Annotated in this window: 16 protein-coding genes; 9 read left to right on the forward strand and 7 right to left on the reverse strand. The window is 69.6% G+C overall.

The window, feature by feature from the left end:
* Positions 1–72 precede the first annotated feature (72 nt).
* Positions 73–878 (forward strand): IS5 family transposase gene (locus tag ACLEQD_RS04020; RefSeq protein ID WP_410381956.1). Its coding sequence is split into 2 segments (ribosomal slippage): positions 73–418 and positions 418–878, totalling 807 coding nucleotides; the frame shifts between segments, so codons are not numbered across the junction.
* 414 nt (positions 879–1,292) lie between these two features.
* Positions 1,293–3,050, forward strand: a complete 1,758-nt coding sequence (locus ACLEQD_RS04025) for a tetratricopeptide repeat protein (RefSeq protein WP_410381957.1) — start codon at positions 1,293–1,295, stop codon at positions 3,048–3,050.
* Positions 3,051–3,154: 104 nt separating this feature from the next.
* On the opposite strand, the gene ACLEQD_RS04030 is transcribed toward ACLEQD_RS04025, so the two are convergent.
* Positions 3,155–4,213: a hypothetical protein gene (locus ACLEQD_RS04030; RefSeq protein WP_410381958.1), complete on the reverse strand. Its 1,059-nt coding sequence runs from the start codon at positions 4,211–4,213 to the stop codon at positions 3,155–3,157.
* A 372-nt stretch (positions 4,214–4,585) separates the two neighbouring features.
* Here ACLEQD_RS04030 and ACLEQD_RS04035 point away from each other — a divergent pair, with 372 nt between their 5' ends.
* Both ACLEQD_RS04035 and ACLEQD_RS04040 read left to right on the forward strand, forming a co-directional pair.
* A complete protein-coding gene (locus ACLEQD_RS04035; protein WP_410381959.1) occupies positions 4,586–5,875 on the forward strand; it encodes a serine hydrolase domain-containing protein in 1,290 nt (429 codons plus the stop codon).
* Between the two features lie 30 nt (positions 5,876–5,905).
* Positions 5,906–6,172 (forward strand): hypothetical protein, encoded by a 267-nt coding sequence (locus tag ACLEQD_RS04040; protein WP_410381960.1) that lies wholly within the window; start codon positions 5,906–5,908, stop codon positions 6,170–6,172.
* Between the two features lie 78 nt (positions 6,173–6,250).
* On the opposite strand, the gene ACLEQD_RS04045 is transcribed toward ACLEQD_RS04040, so the two are convergent.
* Positions 6,251–6,739 (reverse strand): VOC family protein, encoded by a 489-nt coding sequence (locus tag ACLEQD_RS04045; RefSeq protein WP_410381961.1) that lies wholly within the window; start codon positions 6,737–6,739, stop codon positions 6,251–6,253.
* 178 nt (positions 6,740–6,917) lie between these two features.
* On the opposite strand from ACLEQD_RS04045, the gene ACLEQD_RS04050 reads away from it, so the two are divergent.
* The 4 genes from ACLEQD_RS04050 to ACLEQD_RS04065 all read left to right on the forward strand — a co-directional run bounded on the left by ACLEQD_RS04050 (position 6,918) and on the right by ACLEQD_RS04065 (position 12,250).
* A complete protein-coding gene (locus ACLEQD_RS04050; RefSeq protein ID WP_410381962.1) occupies positions 6,918–8,249 on the forward strand; it encodes a carotenoid oxygenase family protein in 1,332 nt (443 codons plus the stop codon).
* Positions 8,250–8,465: 216 nt separating this feature from the next.
* Positions 8,466–9,716 carry a trypsin-like serine peptidase gene (locus tag ACLEQD_RS04055; RefSeq protein ID WP_410381963.1) on the forward strand — a complete coding sequence of 417 codons (1,251 nt, stop codon included), beginning with the start codon at positions 8,466–8,468 and terminating at the stop codon, positions 9,714–9,716.
* 293 nt (positions 9,717–10,009) lie between these two features.
* Positions 10,010–10,324 (forward strand): hypothetical protein, encoded by a 315-nt coding sequence (locus tag ACLEQD_RS04060; RefSeq protein ID WP_410381964.1) that lies wholly within the window; start codon positions 10,010–10,012, stop codon positions 10,322–10,324.
* 492 nt (positions 10,325–10,816) lie between these two features.
* On the forward strand, positions 10,817–12,250 hold the full coding sequence (locus tag ACLEQD_RS04065; protein ID WP_410381970.1) for an ATP-binding protein: 1,434 nt from the start codon (positions 10,817–10,819) through the stop codon (positions 12,248–12,250).
* Between the two features lie 88 nt (positions 12,251–12,338).
* Here the strand turns inward: ACLEQD_RS04065 and ACLEQD_RS04070 are convergent, their stop codons facing one another.
* The 4 genes from ACLEQD_RS04070 to ACLEQD_RS04085 all read right to left on the reverse strand — a co-directional run bounded on the left by ACLEQD_RS04070 (position 12,339) and on the right by ACLEQD_RS04085 (position 18,427).
* The gene (locus ACLEQD_RS04070; protein ID WP_410381965.1) at positions 12,339–13,058 is read right to left on the reverse strand and encodes a hypothetical protein; all 720 of its coding nucleotides are present in this window, start codon (positions 13,056–13,058) and stop codon (positions 12,339–12,341) included.
* Between the two features lie 196 nt (positions 13,059–13,254).
* Entirely contained in the window at positions 13,255–13,872 is a 618-nt protein-coding gene (locus ACLEQD_RS04075) for a glutathione S-transferase family protein (RefSeq protein ID WP_410381966.1), read from the reverse strand.
* 1,640 nt (positions 13,873–15,512) lie between these two features.
* The gene (locus tag ACLEQD_RS04080) at positions 15,513–17,279 is read right to left on the reverse strand and encodes a DNRLRE domain-containing protein (RefSeq protein WP_410381967.1); all 1,767 of its coding nucleotides are present in this window, start codon (positions 17,277–17,279) and stop codon (positions 15,513–15,515) included.
* Positions 17,280–17,548: 269 nt separating this feature from the next.
* The gene (locus ACLEQD_RS04085) at positions 17,549–18,427 is read right to left on the reverse strand and encodes an oxidoreductase (protein ID WP_120526013.1); all 879 of its coding nucleotides are present in this window, start codon (positions 18,425–18,427) and stop codon (positions 17,549–17,551) included.
* 28 nt (positions 18,428–18,455) lie between these two features.
* Here ACLEQD_RS04085 and ACLEQD_RS04090 point away from each other — a divergent pair, with 28 nt between their 5' ends.
* Positions 18,456–19,076, forward strand: a complete 621-nt coding sequence (locus ACLEQD_RS04090; RefSeq protein ID WP_410381968.1) for a TetR/AcrR family transcriptional regulator — start codon at positions 18,456–18,458, stop codon at positions 19,074–19,076.
* A gap of 328 nt (positions 19,077–19,404) precedes the next feature.
* Here ACLEQD_RS04090 and ACLEQD_RS04095 read toward each other — a convergent pair.
* The coding region (locus tag ACLEQD_RS04095; protein WP_410381969.1) for a PEGA domain-containing protein at positions 19,405–20,340 on the reverse strand (936 nt) is incomplete at its 5' end.

The following is a 20,340-nucleotide window of genomic DNA, read 5'->3' on the forward strand; positions in this document are numbered from 1 at the left end:
CGCCTTTACAGCACCTAACGAAAGTCAGGGCTGAGCTGGCCGTTGGCAACGGGCATCCTCAGCTTGAGGGACATGGTCCGTGAACTCGTTCCCGACGCCTTCTGGCAGCGCGTGGCGCCCCTGCTGCCTCCGCCTCGGCCGAAGAAGAAGCTGGGCCGCCCTCGTGCAGACGACCGGGCGGCGCTAGAGGCCATCGTCTTCGTGCTGAGGAGCGGCATCCCCTGGGAGATGCTGCCTCGCAAGCAGTTCGGCCTGTCGGGCATGACAGCCTGGCGCAGGTTGGAGGAATGGACCCGGGCCGGCGTGTGGGAACAGCTCCAGGCGCGGCTACTGGATGAGCTGGGACTGCGAGGCAGGGTGGACCTCTCCCGCGCCTCCATCGACTCCTCGTCCGTGCGGGCGTCAAAAAGGGGGGCCTCACGGGCCCAAGCCCGACGGATAGAGCGAAGGCGGGTAGCAAGCATCATCTTCTCGTAGAGGCCCATGGCCTGCCACTGACCGAATCGGTGACAGCCGCCAACGTCCACGACACGCACGAACTCTTCCCCCTCGTCGACTCCGTGCCCGCGGTGCGGATGCCTTCGGGGCAGCGCCGCTTTCGCCCGGGAAAACTCCACGCCGACAAGGCCTACGCCTCCAGGAAGAACCGGAGCGGGCTTCGCCTGCGCGGCATTGCCGCCCGCATCGCGCGTCCCGGCGTTGAGTCCAAGGAAAGGCTCGGTCGCTACCGCTGGGTCGTGGAACGCTCGCTGGCCTGGAAGAACCAGTTGCGCCGCCTTCGCGTCCGTGACGAGCGCAGGGATGATGTCCACTTCGGCTTTCTCGTCCTCGGCTGCTGCGTCATGCTCCTACGACGCCTCTGTCCTGGCATTTGTTAGGAGCTGTTAGCAGCGACGAGGCAGGAGCACGCGTTCGCGGCTGGATGGGGCCGGGTCGCTCAAGCCGGAGTTTCGCGCTGGACGTGTTCGCCTGCGGCGGATGTGGCGGGCGTGTGCCCCATGAGGATTGCACCGTTTCTGCACCGGCTTGGCTCACGGTTCGCGGCACCCATCAGCGTCCCTCCTCGGCACCTCTGCACCAGCCCCACCCTCAACAGGCCTTCTATTCGCCCTATGCGTCAGGCCAGCCATCTCACGCGACGTGCGCTAGCGCTGGGAGTCAGGTGCGATCCTGACGCATTTCGCGTATGGGAGGGAGCCATGAGCACAGGTCGTGTCATGGGATTGGCGGCGCGTGTCGCCCTGCTGGTGGTGTGGGGCTGTGCCCTCGGCGTGTCGTGTGTGAAGCGACCCGTGGACTACGCACGGGAACAGGCGCGAACCCTCGCACCAGCGAAGTTGGAGTCCTCGTCGCAGCCCTCGACGGAGCCGGTCCGGAAGATTCGGGTCCGGGTCTACGCGGACTCGGACTATCGGGAGCAGGTGGTGCGCTGGCGAAGCAGCGTCGTGTCCCAGTTGCAGCGCGCGAGCGCGGTGATGCAGGGGCCGCTGGGCGTTGTCTTCGAGCTCGAGTCGACGCGCGAGTGGGCGCATCGAGGCGTCGAGGGCGAGTTGGAGGGTTCACTGACCGCGCTGGAGCAGAGGGATCCGGGCGAGGACGTGGACCTGGTGGTCGGCTTCGTCTCCGCGCTCAAGCTCTTCTCCTCCGCGCAGCATGAGCTGGGCATGGCCCGGCTGTTCGGGCGCCACTGCGTGCTGCGCGAGATGGGAAACCCGGAGGAGGTCCGCGCCATCATGGAGGCGCTGACCCACCTGCCCCAGGACGAGCGGCAGACGCTCTACGAGGAGCGGAAGATGCACAAGGAGACGTCCATCTTCCTCCACGAGTGGGCGCACACGCTGGGGGCATTCCACGTGCGCAGCTCGCACTGGATGATGTTCCCGAGCTACGCCCCGAATCAGGCGGCCTTCGCATCGCAGACCCTGGCGTTGCTCAAGACCAGCCTTCGCCATGCCTCGGCGGGTCGTCGCGATGACGCTGCCGCGCGGGCCTGGGCGACCGAGCTGGGGGCACTGCTGGCCTCGACGTCCTCGCCGGACTGGGAGGGACCGGAGAAGGAGGCTGTCGTCGAATGGCTCGCGAAGGTCCGCGAGGGCAAGGCGCCGCTGGTCGTTCACCAGCACCAGGCCCCCCTGCCTCCGGAGGACCGGCGCCGGCTCAACGAAATCCTCGCGCTCGAAAAGGAGGGCCGCGTGGAGGTCGCCGCCCAGCAGATGGAGCCCCTCGCGCGACGCTACCCGGAGGACTTCCAAGTCCAAAGGCTGGCCTGCTACCTGGACACGCGTGTCGCCCCCAAGCTGCCGGCGACCCGGGAGAAGTGCGAGTCCGTCGCCGAGAAGTTCCCCTCCGAGCCCGCCCCCTTGTTCCAGCTCGCGACCCTGGCCCTCCAACAGGGGCAGCACCTGGAGGCGCAAGGCCAGCTCGTGCGGGCACGGCAACGGATGGAAGCGAACCCTGGAACACCGCCGGAAGTCTGGGGAGACCTCGCGGCCTTCTTCAAGGAGACCTCCTCGCTCACGTGGGCGGAGCAGGCCACCCAGAAGGCGGGCAATGACTCTCGGACCGAGCCTCTGCGGACCTGGGCTCGGCAGGCTCGACGCTGGAAGGCGCTCCCGGTGGATGTCTCCGTGTGCGGTGTCGCGGTGGAGCGGGAAGGGGAGTTCATCCGCGCGGCGAAGGAGGTCGAGGATTCCCTCGATAAGGGGCAGGCGACGAAGGCGCAGGCACGACTCACCTGGCTGAGGCGGGAGTTCCCGCGTGCGCCGGTGCTGCACGTGTTGGACTGCGAAGGCCACCTGCGCGCTGACAGGACGGGGCCTGCGAAAGCGGCGTGTCGGCAGGCCGTGGCCGCGCACGAGGAGGCGGTGCAGGCGCACTTCATCCTGGGATGGCTGGCCTCCGCGTCGGGCCCGCGAGGAGGCGCGTACCCACCTGGAGCGTGTCGTGGCTCTGGAGCCCTTGCACAGGCAAGCGTGGCAACTCCTGGCGGAGCAGTACCGCGCCGTGGGGATGGCGGAGGCGCTGAAGACGCTCCAGGGGCGCTATCGTGAGCAGTTCGCCCAGGAACTGCGCTGAGGCGCGGGCGGTTCGGGTCCGGATGGCTGTCATTGAATGAAAACCGCCCGACCCGCCGCGGCTCGTGGCCGTCGACTCGCTACTCGAAGAGGGAGAGCTGCCCCAGCGAGCGCAATTCTCCCGTTGCCTCCTGTGGGGTTGCCCGCACACGAACCTGCGACACCGGTGTCGTTCCCGTGAGGTCCACTTCCATGAAGGGCTGCACACCGGCGCCGCCAAGCAGGTTGGCCAGGGGCATCCACTGGGTGCCGTCGGCGCTCCCCTCCAGCACCAGCTCGTTCAGGATCCCTGACACCTCGAAGTTGCGCAGCACGGCCTTGCGCGGCACCACGGACCGCGAGAGCTGCACCGCGACCTCCCGGACTCCCGACTGGAAGAGCACGAGCCCGCCGAGGTCGCCGCTGGTGATGCGGCAGGGCGTCTCGGCGTTCAGGTAGGTGCACGCCGCGCCACGGCTTGCCGGGACGCGAGCGCGGCGAGGCAGGGCCACCTCGTCGCTGGAGTAGGAGAGGCCGACCGTCACGCCCCCCGCTTTCGCGTCGCGCTCGACGATGACGGAGGCCTTGAGCCCCTCCGCGTCCTCGAGGACGTCGTCGCTCAGGTGGACCGGTGAGGAGGCCTTGATCACCTGCCAGGCCTCCCTGAGGCCCGACGGGCGGATGGACAGCACGTGCTCATCGTTCCCGGCACCGTGAGTGGCGGACAGGGGCCGGAAGCTCACGCTCACCCCCTGCGCCTCCGCGGTGGCCGTCAGTGTGCCGGTCCACTCCTGGAAGGTGGGCAGCGCCACCTCCGCCTGCTGGATGGGGAAGTAGGCCGAGAGGCTCCTTCCCTGGGACTGCGCGGGCGAACGGACGATGAAGCAGCGCGCGATGCTCCCGTTGCGGGTGTCCGCCCCCAGCAGGTCGAGCTCGAAGGTGCCATCGGCTCGGGTCTTCACCGACCTCCAGCTCGATGAGAAGGCCGCGAACGCGCACGAGGAGTTCTCGCTGCGGTAGAGCTTCAGCAGCGCTTCCGGGAGCGGCGTGCCAGCTTCGTCAACGAGTCGTCCCTTCAGGACGATGTCCAGGTCCTCCTCCACCTTGCTCGCGGTACAGCCGCCCAGCATCGCCAGTACACCCAAAGACAACGTGCGCATCCATCGCATGGGAACCTCCTCCACCGGTGAGCCGCGCTGCCAGTGCAAGACCAGTGCAGAGCCCCGCTCCCTCTGGGGACGGGTGCCCGGGCCCGTTCGTTCCTGACAGGGTCGTCATGGCGCGTCCCCTACGCGGGTGCCACCGCCACTTCGCAGCGATGGCACCCGCGACCGTCCGACTCCAATGGCAGCCTGGAAGCGGTCGAGGGCGCCGTTGCTGACCCTCCACGACCGCGCGCGGAGCCGCCACGGTCTGCCAATGGTTCGAGTCCAGGCTCACCACGCCCGCCGGTGAGCCCCCGTGGAAATGAGCAACGGTGGCCATTCGTAGACAGAGGACGGATCCGACCTGTCCTCTCGCTGGAGCCTCGCATGCGACGTTCGCTGCTGCTCGTCCTGATGTGTTCCCTGCTGGGCGCTTGCGCCCATGCGCCCGATGACAGGCCCGCGGAGTCCTCCCTGTTGAAGCAGTGGGAGCCTTCACCCGAAATCCGCCAGCGTTTGATCGATGCGGAGCAGGCCCTCCAGGGAGGGGACTTCGCGAAGGCGCTCGCGCTGTACGAAGGCACCTGGGCGAGCGGGTACCACGACCCCTTCGTCGCCTATGGCGCCGCAGCCGCTGCCTCCCACGCGGGCGACGCGGCGAAGGGGCTCGCCTGGATGCGGCACAGCTCCAACGCGGGCTTGTCGGACGTGGGCGGCGTGCGGAAGGATCCGAGCCTCTCCGCCCTGCGCGCCCAACCCGCGTTCGAAGCCATCGTCAGGCGGGTCCAGGAGAACGCCCGGCGGATCCGCGCCGAGGGCCACGTGGGGAGGGAGCTGCCCGCGAGCACGCCCGAGGTCGAGGGCCTGTCCGCGGACGCACTGGCCGCGCTGCTGAAGGCCGCAGGGGAGAGCGGCACCTCCGGACTGGTGCTGCTGCGCCACGGCCGCCTCGTGGGCGAGTGGTACTTCGGCGGTGATACCCGGCGCATCGAGACAATGTCCGCCACCAAGGGCGTGGTCGCGCTCGCCATCGGGTTGCTCATCGACGAGGGGAGGATTCCCTCCGCGGACGCTCCTGTCTCCACCTTCTTCCCGGAGTGGAAGCAGGGCCGCAAGGCCCAGGTGACCCTGCGCCACCTGCTCAATCACACGTCGGGGCTCGAGGCCCAGCGCACCGCGATGGACATCTACCGTTCCCCGGACTTCGTGCGCTACGCGCTGGATGCGGAGGTGATGGACGCGCCGGGCAGTCGCTTCTTCTACAACAACAAGGCCGTCAACCTGCTCGCGGGCGTGGTGGAGCGCGCATCGGGAGAAAAGCTGGATGCGTACCTGCTCCGGCGTCTCTTCGCACCGCTCGGCATCCGGGACGTGGCATGGCAGAAGGACCCCGCTGGCAACCCGCTGGGCATGTCGGGTCTGCGCATGCATCCGCTCGACTTCGCCAAGCTGGGCCAACTGCTGCTCCAGCGAGGCCAGTGGCAGGGCCGGCGCATCCTGAGCGAGGCGTGGATCCGAGAGTGCACCACGCCCTCCGTTCCAGCCCTGAGTCCGACGGGCGGACTGCTGTGGTGGTCGCTGTATGAGAAGGCCGTGAAGGTCATCGAGCCGGAGATGCTGGATCGGGCGAAAGCCCAAGGCCTGTCCGAGGAGCTCGTGGCGCGCCTGCGCCCCTAGGGGGGCCGCCCCCTGGCGAAGGAGGACTTCATGACGGGGCTGGTCCCGGCGCTGGGCGGCATGGCGCCCTTCATGGAGTTCGTGCAGAAGGCCGCGCCGCTCGAACCGCGCTCCCAGGTGGCGGGTGCGATCCTCGGCTATGCCGCGCTCGGGTCGCTGGGGCAGTTCCTCGTGGTGATTCCCGGTGCGGAACTGGTGGCGGTACGGCTGGCGGAGCCGAATGGGAGCGTGCCTGAGGAACGGATGGAGTTCTCCGCCTTCCCCAGCCTGGTGACGAACCTCGTCCCGCCTGATTGACCGCGTTCCTGGGCACCTCTGCACCTGCCCTCGCCCGCCCGAAGGGCAGGGGCTGCTCAGCTCCAGGTTGACCCGCCCTCAGCCCTTACGCGCCGCATTGATCGCCGCGATGTCGATCTTCCGCATCTCCATCATCGCGGCGAACACCCGCTTGCGCGCGGCCGGATCCGGATCGCTCATGCCGTCCGTCAGGGCGGCAGGGGTGATCTGCCAGGAGATTCCCCATTTGTCCTTGCACCACCCGCACTGGCTCTCCTGCCCGCCGTTGCCGACGATGGCGTTCCAGTAGCGGTCCGTCTCCTCCTGATCCCGGGTGCTGATCTGGAACGAGAAGGCTTCGGAGTGCTTGAAGGCGGGGCCGCCATTGAGGCCGATGCACGGGAAGCCCAGCACTGTGAACTCCACCGTGAGAACATCGCCCTCCTTGCCGTCCGGGAAGTCACCCGGTGCGCGGTGGACGGCGCCAACGGAGCTGCCGGGGAAGGTGCGGGCGTAGAACGCAGCCGCTTCTTCGGCATTGTGTTCGTACCAGAGGCAGAGGACGGTCTTGTTCACGGGGGGCGTCATGATTTCGCTCCTGTCTTCATTCGCCTTGGCGTCTCACGACACCAGACGCGGCGCCAGCCTTGCAGCACCGCACCGCCATTGGCAACGATGGCGCGCACCCCTTGTTGCCCCAGGTGGGTCGCCCTGTTTTACCCGGGTGAAATTGACGGCGCATTTATGCCCGGGTAGAAATGGCGTCATGACCGCATTTGATCTGAACCGCGGCGCCGTCGCTCCGGTCGCCGACGAGGTCGACCTCGTCGACCTGTCCGTCACAGGAGTCATCCCGCGCGAGCTCGACGGAACGCTGCTGCGCAACGGTCCGAACCCACTGCGCGGCCGCTTCGAGGGCAACGGCGTGCTGTCGTGGTGGCCGGAAGCGGCGATGCTGCACGCGATTGCATTCGAGGAGGGCCGCGCGGTCAGCTACCGGAACCGCTGGGCGCGCACGCGCCGCTGGGCCGACGCGCACTCGCCCGCCCAGGCGCCGCACCTGCCCGACACCAACCCGAACGTGAGCGTGTTGCAGCATGCGGGCGAAGTGCTGGCGCTGGCGGAGGGTGGGGCGCCGTTCGCGATCACGGCCGAGCTCGATTCGCTCGGCGCGCCCCGACGGCACGCCGGGGTTGCCGGCGGGATGACCGCGCATCCGAAGGTCGATCCGCTGACGGGCGAGCTCATCGCGTTTCGCGCGGACTGGCGCGCGCCGTGGCTGCGCTACGGTGTCGCGGACGCGCAGGGTGTGCAGCGCGTCGACGTCGTTGTCGACGTGCCGGCGCCGTCGATGATGCACGACCTCGCGATCACCGCGACCCGCAGCCTGCTGCTCGACCTGAATGTCGGGTACGACTTCTCGCTGCTGAAGCAGGGCCACCGGATGCCGCTGCGCTGGCACGATGACCGGCAGGCGCGCATCGGCGTGCTCCCTCGGTACGGCGGCGACGTGCGCTGGTTCGGCATCGAGCCTTGCTTCATCCAGCATGTCGTCAACGCGTACGACCGCGACGAAGCATGTGTCGTGCTCGATGCGGTCCGCTACCCGTGGTTCTTGCGGCTCGACGCGAGCACGGGCGGGTTCGCCGACAACCCCGTCGGCGTGCTGTGGCGCTATGTGATCGACACGGCGACCGGCCGGGTCGACGAAGGGCCGCTCAGCGACGGCGGGATCGAACTGCCGCGCATCAACGAGAGCCGGACGGGGCGCCCCTACCGTTACCTGTATGCGACCGAGCAGCCGACCCCCGTTGAAATGCGCGGCGTGGTCCGGTTCGATCACGAGCGCGGCGCGACGACGCGCTACGCGTTGCCGCCCGGCGACCAGAACAGCGAGCCTGTGTTCGTGCCGCGCCCCGGGGGCGTCGACGAGGACGACGGCTGGCTGATGGTGGTGGTCTATCGTGCGGCGACGGACTCCAGCGACCTCGTGATTCTCGACGCGCGCGAGATCGACGCGGAGCCCGTCGCGACCGTTCACCTGCCGCGCCGGGTGCCCGCCGGGTTTCATGGCGCGTGGGTGCCGCGGATGCGCTGAGCAACCCGGTACGGTGCAGGGGCGCACAGCTCGCCTGCTGTTAATTCATGGGAAGCTGCGACTTCTGGTTAAGTGCATATTGCGTGGAGTGCGCGGTTGGCGCGACCATGCAGTCCGCTGCTTGCCACCGGGCGGGCGGTCCTCACCCTCAAGGAGTGTTCAGCACATGCGAATCCCCCGGACTTCCGGCCGTAGGACGCTGCTCGGAACGCTGCTGTGTACCCTTTCCCTCGTGGCCTGTGGTCCGGCCCCGAGGCCGAGCCCACCGACAACGCTCCCCTGGGCACGGAGAAGCAGCCCGTCGTCTACGGGACCGACAACCGCACGGACGTGTACGCGCACGCGAACGCCACGCTGCGCGCCCGCGCTCAGCAGTCCACCGTCGCGCTGATGAACCCTTCGGACTTCAACGCGACCAACCCCAACAACGTCACCTTCAACGCGTCCACGCTGCGCTCCGCGTACAACCTCTGCACCTCCGAGCGCTTCCTGGATGACCCGACCCCGGCGTTCTGCTCCGGCACGCTCATCGACGATGACCTGGTGCTCACGGCGGGCCACTGCATCACCAGCGCGTCGGCCTGCACCAGCACGCGCTTCGTCTTCAACTTCTACCGCACCGCCGCCGGCACCCTGCGGACGGTGACGACCGCGGACATCTTCTCCTGCCAGGCGATTGTCGCGCGCCAGCAGGCCACGGTGGGCGGCCGCAACCTGGACTTCGCCATCGTCCGGCTGGACCGGCCAGCCACCCCGCGCTTCACGCCCGCCCCCATTCGCGCGGGCAACGCCGCGCTGCCCGTGGGCACCAACGTGACGGTCATCGGCTCGGGCAGCGGCATTCCCTTCAAGATCGACTCGGGCGGCTCGGTGCGTGATGCGCGCGCGGGCACGCTGGACTACTTCGTGGGCACCACGGACACGTTCGGCGGCAACTCGGGCTCGGGCGTGTACGAGAACAACGGCTACACGGTGGCCGGCATCCTGGTGCGCGGCGAGACCGACTACAAGGCCAGCGGGAGCTGCAACGTCGTCAACACCTGCACGGAGACGGGCTGCCGCGGCGAGGACATCACCTACGTTCGGCCGGCCATTGACGAGTACTGCGCCGTGGCGACCAGCACGCGCCTGTGCGCGGGCTACCCGCCTCCCCCGACGCCGGTGACGTTCACCTTCACCGCCACCAACACCAACAGCGCCAGCCAGAACACCGTCAACCGTGACGTCACCCTGGCCGCCGGGCAGACCCTCAAGTTCGGCACCTGTACGGTGCCGGGCGCCTCCGGCACGGGTGACACGTACCTGCGCCTGTACAACGGAGCCACCCAGGTGGCCTCGAATGACGACGCCTGCGGCACGCTGTCCTACGCGAGCTTCAAGGCCACGACGGCGGGCACCTACCAGATCCGCGCCGGCTGCTACAACAGCGGGAGCTGCAGCGGCACGGTGGCGTACACCATCCAGTAGTCCCTGAAGGACCGAAGCGGGCGGTGGCGTCCGTCACCGCCCGCGCGCAAAGGCAGGCCCCCGTCACGGGTGAAGCTCCCGGCGGTGTAGCGGCCTGCCTGTGGCGCGAAGCGCTACAGCCAGGCGGGGCCCTGTGACGTGAATTGACACATCTCCATTCACGAATCACAATCGCCACGCTCTGGAAGTCCTGGGAAGGCTGGAATCCGCGATGGCTGGCATGAAGTCTGCTTTGCGCCGTGCCTGCTTCATCGCGACGGAAGAACAACCTCTACCTGGGAAGACAAATGCACATGCGGATCGCCGTGGGAATTCTGGCCGGAGGACTGATGCTCGGTTGTGGCGGCGTCGAATCGGAAGCAACGACAGGCGACGCGGCGACGGAGGCCATCCCGGAGAACGCGCGCACGGTCCAGGCCCAGGGCGCCATGGCCGACGAGTTTGAAGTGAAGGCGAGCGGGGAGTCGGGCGTGTCCTGCAACTCGGAGCAACGCAAGGCCGCGGAGGAGCACATGGTCAAGAATCACAGCAGCTTCGCGAAGATGGTCAGCTGTGAATTCGTGGTCATCAACTACCAGGGCTACATCCGCTATACCTACACGTTCTGAGGCCTGTCGTCTCACGGCGCATGGGCCCGGCCTGCCACCCCGCAGGCCGGGTCCAACCCTGGCACCTCCCGCATCCTCGCGGATTGCAGGTGTTTTCAAGGGCACGGCAAGCAAGTGAGTTTCCTGTTCCTCCGAGCCCGTGAAACAGCCCAGCAATCCCATGGGATGGTTGGGCTTCGGATACGTCGGTGGCGTGAACCGACGCCTCGCCTCCTGCGCCGCCCCCCCGCCTTGCACGCAGCCGTCTGATAGGCGCCCTTTCCACACGGCCGCAGACCGCTCGGCCCTTGAGCAGGGCGTCCCTGGCGAAGACACATTGACCTGGAACCGAGGCCGCCAGTAGACCGTCCTAGGGGCAGCGGGTCACGAGGTCATGGAGGGAGTCCTTTGCAGGCGTCTTTTTCGCCATCACCGCCCGTCTCGCCGCCGCCGTTGCCGTCGCCCCCGGATGGCGGACGACGCTCCCGCGAGGGAGGAGAGGACGCGTTGCCGGTGGTGTGGCTGGTGGAGGACAGCGCGCTCGAGCGTGAGCGTGCCCGGAGGGTGTTGGAGGGGCACTGCGTGCTGGAGGCCTTCGCCGAGGGCCCGGCGATGCTGGAGAAGCTGGCGCTCGGGGCACGTCCCGCGCTGGTGCTGCTCGACCTGAACCTGCCGGGGATTCCGGGCATCGAGCTGCTGCGCTTCCTTCGCGCCCAGTTGGACGCGGCGGAGCTGCCGGTGTTGATGCTCACTGGGGCGGGGAGCAAGGCGGACGTGGTGGAGAGCCTCCTGGCGGGGGCGAACGACTACGTGACGAAGCCGTATGATCCGTCGGAGCTGATCGCCCGCGTCACGTCGCAGCTGCGCACCCAGCAGCTCCACCAGCGGCTTCAGCATGCGGAGGAGGGGTTTCGCCGGCTGGCGGCGCACCTTCCGGACGTGGTGGCCCGGTTTGACCGGCAGCACCGCCACATCTTCGTCAGCCCCAGCATCCGCCGGTTCACGACCGAGCCGGTGGAGCACTTCCTGGGGAAGACCAACGCCGAGCTGGGGATGCCCGCGGAGCGGGTCCATCAGTGGGGCGCCGCCATCGACGAAGCCTTCACCGGCCGCGAGGTGGTCATCGAGTTCGCGTTTCCGGGTCTCGAGAGGCAGCGGGTGATGGAGTCCCGCCTGCTCCCGGAGCGTGATGCGCGGGGCAACGTGCTGTCGGTGTTGTCCATTGCCCGGGACGTCACCGACGAGCGGATGCGGGCCGAATACGAGCGTCACCTGATTGGCATTGTCAGCCATGACCTGAAGAACCCGCTGGCGGCCATCCTGATGCAGGCGGCGGTGGGGCTGCGTCGCGCCCGCGAGGAGGCGGGTACCCGCGACATCCTGGAGCGCATCCGCCGGACGGCGACCCGGGCCACGAGGCTGGTGAGCGACCTGTTGGACTTCACGCGGACGCGCATGGGCGGAGGGTTGCCGCTCGTCACGAGTCATCAGGACCTGCGCGACGTGGTGGTGCAGGTGCTGGAGGAGTCGCGCGTCGCGCGGCCCGACCGCCGGTTGCGCTGGGAGGTGCAGGGGCAGACCGAGCTCGTGGCGGACGGTGAGCGGCTGGCCCAGCTCGCGGCGAACCTGCTCGCCAATGCCTTGCAATACAGCCCGGCGGAGTCGGAGGTGCGGGTGCGGCTGGAGGGATTGCCGGAGGCGGTGGTGCTCACGGTGCACAACGAGGGCGCGCCCATCCCGGCGGAGGTGCTCGCGAGGCTCTTCGAGCCCTTCCAGCGGGCCAGCGCGGAGCAGGAGCGCAGCGGGCGCAACGTGGGGTTGGGGCTCTACATCGTCCACCAGATCGCGCGCGCCCACGGCGGCCAGGTCATGGTGCGCTCCTCGCACGAAGAGGGAACGACCTTCGTGGTGAAGCTGCCGCGCGTCCGGGCGGCTGCCTCACCGTAGCGGCATGGGGGGATTCCTCCATGAGCGCCGGACCTGCCGTCGCCATCGCCGCCCTGCTTTCGCACACGGGCGCGAGCGCGGCGCCGGGTTACTCGAGCGTCGGGGCCTGGCTCATGCCGGCTGTCGGATCCGCGCTGCCCTGGCCGGTCGCGCCGCCCAACAGCGAGCTGCCCGCGGAGCCAACGGCGCCGACGACGCCCGTCACGCCCTGGGCCACGCCCTGCACGCCCTGGGTGGCGGCCTGCACCAGCTCGGTGATGCTGCTGATCACCGAGGCGACGCCCTCCAGCAGCTTGCCGATGCTCTCGGTCTTGCTGGCCCCGGCCGGAGAAAAGCCGTCCGTCTGGAGCGACTGCATCGTGGGTGAGGCGAGCGTGGAGTCAGGCAGCTGTGCGCCGTTGGGCAGCGAGGGCGCGGAGAGCGTGGCGCCGGGCAACTGGGCGCCGCCCTGCAGGAAGGGCGAGGCGAGGTCCGTCAGCTGGGCGCCGGTCTGCAGGAAGGGCGAGGCGAGGTCCGGCAACTGGGTGGCGGCGTCGAGCAGCGAGGACCTGGAGAACTTGGAGTCTGGCTTCTGGGGCGCGTTCGGAGCGTTGGGCGAGGAGGGCTTCGCGTCCGGCTTCTGGGGCGCGTTCGGCGAGTGGGGCGAGGAAGGCTTCGCGTCCGGCTTCAGGGACGCGTTCGGCGAGCTGGGCTTGGCGTCCGGCTTCTGGGGCGCGTTGGGGGAGCTCGGCTTGGAAGACGGGAGGTCCTGCGCGGGGGGACGGCGGATGGCGTTGGTGGAGGAACCGCGAGCGGAGGAGATCTTCATGGGGGAGCTCGTTTCGGAAGGAGAGGGTGGGGACCGCGTTCAGCGTTGAGTCCACCCATAGCAGCGGGCATGCCAGGCCCTTCGGAGCCCCGTTGCGCGCCCAACCCGTTGTTCTCACTGGGGCCGCGTGTGGCGCGGCCTCCGTTCCCCCAGGCAGGACCTGGTGACTGCCGTCACGGGCTGATGTGTCCGGTCATCAGGGGGGCGCGGTGCGCTGCCACGCCTCCAGCCCCTGCACGCGCCCCAGCCAGGCCCGGAGGTTCGCGTAGCCTTCGAGGGGCAGGCGCGCAGGGCCCGCGAGGGCGAACGACGCGGCGAGCGAGAGGTCCGCGAGCGTCAGGCGATCCTGCGCGACCCACGTCCTGCCCGCCAGGTGCGAGTCCAGCACGGGCGCGGTCTGCGCGAAGAGGGCCTCGCCGCGCGCGACCTCGGCGGGGTCCGGCGGCCCGCGGCCGGTGCGCTGCTTCACGAAGTTCTCCTGGACGAGCACGGTGTTCGCCGGGGCCATGTGGGACGAGCACCAGAACAGCCAGCGGTTCACGTCGGCGCGGCCCTGCGCGTCCGTCGGGAGCAGGGTCTGCCCCGGGGTCTTCTCGGCCAGGTACACCATGATGGCGCGCGACTCCCAGAGCACGAAGCCGCCGTCGTCCAGGACGGGGACGCGCCCGTTGGGGTTGATGCCCAGGTGCGACGCCTCGCGCTGCTTGCCCGTGGTGAGGTCCACCAGGATGCGCTCGAGGGGAATGTCGAGGTGGGCGGCCACGAGCAGCACGCGGCGCGAGTTTCCGGACAGGGGATGGAAGTAGAGCTTCAAGACGGACCTCAGGGAGGTACGGGTGGAGGGAGAGGACCTATCCCCCCGGAGTGACAAGGGACTGTCAGGTATCGTCAGGGGCGCGGCTTCAGGACGCATAGGAACGCCTTCTCCGTCTGTCCGCGCGCCACCCCCAGCCGTCACACCGCCCGGACCTGCTGCCGTTGGACAAGTCCAGGAAAGCGCCGAGCTCACGCACCCGCTGTTCGCGCCCTGGCGTCGCGAGCTCCGCGAGACCGCGCCAACCTGCGTCGCTCTGAAGGTGCCGCATTACCTGAAGCCCGAGAACTTCAATCCTGGCCCCGGCGATTGCTTCGCGCACGGCTCCGTCGCCTGGCTCGACGAGCCGCGCTGGCCGGGCCGCGGCGTCTGCGCTCGCCCGCTGGAGATGTGCGGCCAGATCGCGCCGGCGGTGCTCGCGGACTTCCTCCCCGGCCACCGAGCTACCGCCGGCGAGCTGGTGCCGCTGTCGCTCGGAGCTCACGCCGGAGACCGCGGCGAGCGCGCTCTTCAGCTTCGATGCGCTCGATCTCGACGGGCCGTTCCCCGAGGACTTCGATCCGGATCAACTCGAGGAGGTCGACGTGGAGTACGACGACTGGCTCGCGCAGCAGCGCGGCGGCGCGAGCTGGGGCGGAGTTCGCCTCGGCGGCGTGGCGGGCTGGGACCAGGCCGACGCGACGCCGAGCTGCGCGCACGGCGAGATGCTGCACCTGCTCGACTACGAGGGCGGGCCGTTCCTCGATGGGGCGCTGCACGTGTTCTCGTGTCGCGAGCGGGTCTGCGAGCTGACGTTCGTCGCGGAGTTCCGAGGCGCCTGCGCTCGACCGCCACCTGCTCCCTCGCGCGGGGGCGGAGCCGGGGCTGGAGCAGGGCCCCCGGCCTCCGCCGCATCGGCGAAGACCGGGCCCCCCGCGCGCCGCCTGTCCATCCTCCAGGCCGCTCGCGCTCCGGCCGTGCCCTACGGCTGGAGCCGCAGGTAGAGCAGGTCGCTCGGGCGCGCGGCACGAAGGTCGTCCCGTCCAGCACGAAGGGCTGGCTGAAGTCGCCCCCGAGGAGCACCGCGCCCCCGGGCTGCTGCACCAGCTGCGGCAGGGTCAGGCTCGCGTCCAGCGCCCGGGACCACAGGTGGCCCCCCGCGCGCGTGTAGCGCGCGACGTAGGTCATCTGGTGGATGTAGGAGCCCAGCAGGCCCCCGCCCCAGTCGTCCACGTAGCCCACGCCCGTGACGGTGAGCGTGCCCCCCTCTCCCGTGACGAGCCTCTGGAGGTAGGTGCGATTTCCCAGGCCGTGCAGCCAGCCGTCCCCCTGTGAGGCACTCAGCGTCCCGATGAAGGAGGAGATGTCATCCTGGCTGGGCTGGTCCGGGTCCCCTCCGACGTAGATGTGCCCCGCGAACAGGAAGCTCCCCCTGAAGTCGGCGATGAAGGCCATCGCGTCCCCCTCCAGCGGCTGGACGCGGGTGACGTAGCCATACACGCCGGGGAAGAGCCGCTTCCACAGCAGGACGCCGCCGGTGTCATACCGGGCGATGAAGGGCGCGGACTCGCCCTGCGGGCCGTCCCCCAGGTCGGAGCCGCTGCTGGCCGCCCCGCCGACGAGCACGTGGCCCGCGCTGTCGGTGGTCACCGAGAGGCTCGTCACCGGCTGGTTGTCGGTGTTCGTGAAGACGCGCGACCAGCGGTGCTGACCGTCCCAGGAGAACTTCGCGAGGAAGGCGCCGGAGTAGGCCTCTTGCGTCGGGTAGACGCTGGGGTCACCCGCGTAGAGCGGCCCCCCGCCGAGGTCCATGATGCCGTGGAAGTCCCCGGTGACGATGAGGCTGCCCTGCGCGTCGGTGGCGACCGACCGCGGGAAGATGGGCCACTCCTCGAGCACTCCCCCCCGCACGTAGGAGGCGGTGAAGCCGCGGGACCACACCGGCTGCCGGCCGGAGAGAACTTCGCCAGGAAGAGGCCCCGGGCGAACGGGCCGTCAGGGGCCGCGGGCAGCGGGCCCGTGCCGAGGTCCATCGCCCCCTGGTAGCTCCCCACCACGAGGAGGTTCCCCTCGGGAGTCACCGTGAGGGCGTCCACGAAGGCCTTCGCGGTGGTGACCTGGCGGGTCCACAGCGGCACGCCCTCGGGGGTGTAGCGCGCGAGCGCGAAGCCGTTGCCGCCAGGGAAGGGCTCCGCGCCGAACTGGCCCGCCGACACGAAGCCGCCCGAGGCGTCGCGGGCCATCGCGCGCAGCTGCTCGTCGCCCGCGCCGCCGTACTGGCGGGTCCACCCGGTGAGGCCGCCGCCCGTCCCGCGGTAGGTGCAGTAGGGGTTCGTCTCCAGGAGGATGCTCAAGTGGGGACGCAGCGCCGCCGACGCCGAGTCCTGCGAGTGGAAGTCCGCGCCGTTGGTGGACTCGGGCCGCAGGGCGAAGCCGTAGGTGCCGGTGCCCGCGACCACCTGCGTGACGTCGTACTCCACCCAGGTGCCGGCGCTGACGGCGCCCACGTTGCCCACCGGTCCGCCGGTGATGGCGGGCCGGCTGTTCCAGTCGAAGTCATCGGACGTCCAGCCGCTGGCGGTGCGGAAGAGCACCGGACCGTCCGACGTGCCGTTGGTGGCGTGGAGCCGCAGCTTCACCTCGCGCACGTTCCAGCCTGGCAGGATGAAGACGTTGAAGCGGAGGAAGGACTCGTAGCGCTGGGGCGCCGCGTCCACGAGCAGCCGCGTCGCGGTACCGAAGCTGCGCGTGGGCTCGGCCTGGGAGGCATACCCGTCCACGTACGGGGAGCTGAGCTGGCGGCGGGTGTCCGTGCGCGGCATGCAGTCCGCGGGCGGCGGTGGTGCGTCGTCCACGGTGAGGACCAGCTGGGGCCGCAGCGCCGCCTGGCCGAACTCCCGGGAGGCGAAGTCCGCCCCATTGCCCGAATCCCCGACGAGGGCGAAGTCGAAGACCCCGTTCCCCTGGACGTGGCCCGTCACGTCGTACTCCACCCGGGTGCCACTGGAGATGGCCCCCACGTCCGCCAGCGCGGCGGTGTTCGGGGAGGGCCGGTTGCTCCAGGTGACGCCGCCCTCCGTCCACGTCCCGCTGGGGACGTAGACCCGCGGCCCATCCGAGGTGCCGTCGCGCGCGTACAGTCGCAGCACCGCCCGCGTCACCGTGCCCGTCACCCCGAAGACGGAGAAGCGCAGGTAGCTCTCCTGCCGCGGGGAGAGGTCCGCGACGAGCCGGTCCTCACCGCCGAAGTTGCTCGCAGGGGACGTCGCGTCCACGCGCGCGTCGGCGCTCGCCGTGAAGGCCTGGGAGAGGGTCGCTCCCTGTCGCAGGACGGAGGGCGTTTCTGGCCGCACCTCCGGCGCGGCCTGCTCCCCCGTGTCCACTCCCCCGCAATGGGTCAGCAGCGCCAGCGCCGCCAGGGTCCCCATGCTCCTGCGCCCCCAGAATCCCCAAAATTTCATCTCGCTCCCGGTTGGTAGGTGCTTCGGGAGGGTCTGCGTGCACTCGATATGCCTGGAAGATTCATTCAACATGGGATGGCGCGCGCGCCGGGGAGCGGCGCCGCGGGACGAGGTGGGAAGCCAGGGGCCCCGACTGGGAAAGCTTCTTCCCAGGCCGGGCACCGCTGGAACTCCGTAGCCGTCCGGCCCACTGTCCGATGCTCTCGACATGGAGGCCACCCCTCCTGGCGCGCGGCTCAAGCCGCCTTGGAACCGGGCCGCGGGAAGTTCGAGCCCAGGAACCGGTCCCACGCGCGGTCGGTCAGCAGCGACTTCTGGGTCAAGAGCAGCGTCGCCGAGCCCGTGACGGTGTAGCGCGGCTTCGGGTTCTTCGCGGTGAGTGCCCTGGCGATGACCTTCGCGACGTCGTCGGACGAGCCGGCCAGCTTCGCGAGCGGGCCCTTCTCATAGGACTCCTTCGTGGCCTTCGCGACCGCGTCGTGGAAGTGCGTGTACACCTCCTCCGCGTCATTCGTCGCCATGGACGAGACCGCGGCCTCGCTGAAGCCGGAGCGGATGAGCCCTGGCTCGATCAACACCACGTCGACGCCGAAGCCCTTCACCTCGAAGCGCAGCGCGTCGCTGAGCGCCTCGATGGCGTACTTGGTGGCGTGGTAGTAGCCGCCGCCTGGGAAGACGAGCTTGCCGCCCATGGAGCTCAGGTTGACGATGCGGCCGTAGCCCTGGCGACGCATGCCGGGCAGCACGAGCTGGCTCAGCCGCACCACGCCGAAGACGTTGGTCTCGAACTGCGCGCGCACCTTCTCCATCGACACCGCCTCGATGGCGCCCGACTGCGAGTAGCCCGCGTTGTTGATCAACACTCCGACCGCGCCCTCGGACTGCTCCACGGCCTTCACCGCGGCCTTCATGGACGCCTCGTCCGTGACATCGAGCGCCAGGACCTTGCAGCCCGCGGCCTCCAGGTCCTTCAGCTGAGAGGTCTTCCGCGCGGTGGCGTAGACGTTCCACCCCTTCGCGGCGAGGTGCAGCGCCGTCGCCTTGCCAATGCCTGAGCCACACCCGGTGATGAGGACTGCCTTCGAAACGGAAGCTGCGTTTGTCTGTTGCGCCATGGCACTGCTCCTTGCGAAGAGAGAAGACATGAAGAAGAGCTCGACCCGCCGCGTGCGTCGCAGTGACCCGGCCCCGCTGGTGAAGGCGGCCCGTGCGCTGTTCGTGCAGTACGGCGTGCGCCGCACGTCGATGGAGGACGTCGCGCGGCACGCCAACGTGGCGAAGGGCACCGTGTACCTGGCGTTCGACTCGAAGGACGCGCTCTTTCGCGCCGTCTGCGAGGACCTGTGCGACGAGCTGCTGGCCCGCTCCGAGGAGGCGGTGGGCTCGGCCCGGACCGGGGCGGAGCGCATCCGCGCGCGGCTGGTGGCGAAGTACGCGTGGCTCCAGGGCTACGTGAACGCGTCGCCGCATGCCGAGGAGCTGCTCGCGTCGAAGGACTCGGTGGCGGGCGACGTGCTCAAGGCCATGGACGTGCGCTTCGCGAAGCTGCTCGCGAAGGACCTCGAGCTCGCGGCGAAGGAGGCGCGCGTCACTTTGCCCATTGACGGGCTCGAGGCCTCCGAGCTGGCCCGGGTGCTGATGCGAATCGCCCGCAGCTGCGGCCTGCCGGACGAGGGCCGGGCGCTTCCCACCGAGGCGCTGGCGAAGAGCCGCCTGGAGGCGCTGCTGCCCGTCGTCCTGCGGGGGCTGAGGCTCGTGGATTGAACTGAATGACCCGATTCGCATTTCGGGTCATTGAGTACAGGGATTCCGCCGGGCGCGCCAGTCTTTCGTGGCACGCCCGGTACACACCGCCGTCCGGGTCGCGTCGTGGCGTGCCCTGCACGTGCTGGTGGACGCAGCGCCGCACGTGCTCGAAGACGAAGTGGGCCTCCAACTCGTGACGACATCCGGACGATCTGGCGCGGGGCACATGATGAAAACGAGGACAAAGAAAAACCCAGCAACCCTTCAAGGTTGCTGGGCTTCTCGGGATGGAGTCGGAGGGACTCGACCTCATGCCCCGTCGCGGAGGCGTTACGCCAACCAGCGGTTACTCCTCCACGGCCTCCTGCGGCTCCTGGAAGTCCACGTCGAAGTTGACGCGCTGGCCGGGCTCGATGGTGAAGGTCTTCTGCCAGTGCGATGGGCCCACGGTGACGTTGAGGCGGTGGTAGCCCTCGTAGACGTCCAGCTCCTCCACCGGCACGGTGCCCGCGGGCTTGCCGTCGACGGTGACGTTGGCGCCGGCCGGGCCGCGCACGTTGATGAAGGCCTTGTTGAGGAAGAACTGGTAGCCGGAGCGGCCCGTGGGGGCCACCGTCACGGTGCGCGACACGGAGATGCCGAGCGCGCCGTTGGTGAAGGTGAGCAGGTGCTTGCCCGGCGGCAGCGACGCGGACAGCGGCGTGCGGCCCAAGAGCGCGTTGTTGAGCGTGACCTCCACGCGCGGCTCCACGGTGAGGTCCAGGATGCCCATCGTCGGGCCCGCGTCCACGCCGGCGTCCTCCACGCCCGCGTCCTCGAGGCCCGCGTCGAAGGGCTCGGCCACGACGATGGGCAGGCCCGCGTCGAAGGTCTCCACCGTCATCGTGCCCTGGAGCTGGCGCTGGACGATCACCGCGCCCGCGCCGAGCGTCAGCACGAGACCGCCCACCACGAAAGGCACCCAGGAGCGCGAAGGCTTCTGCGCGGCCGCGGCCTGCACCGTCGGGCTCGCCGCGCCGCCGAAGATGGGGCCCGCGGGCCGCGTCTCCGAGGAGGCCGTGGGGGCAGGGGAGGGCGTTCCAGAAGTGGCGCCCTGCGCCGTTACCGCGCTCGCGCTGCTCGCGGCAGCGGCCTGTGCGCCGTGCGAAGCCTGCGTGCTCTGCGCAGCCGACGAAGCAGGCACGCTATGCGCGGACGGCTGTGCGGACGCAGCCTGCGTGGGGGCGGAAGGCCTGCGCGCCTTGCGGGCCGTGCGTGGCCGGGGAGGATGCGACCTGCGAGG

It is taken from the genome of Corallococcus sp. 4LFB, from assembly GCF_046520365.1.
GTDB classification, from domain to species: domain Bacteria; phylum Myxococcota; class Myxococcia; order Myxococcales; family Myxococcaceae; genus Corallococcus; species Corallococcus caeni.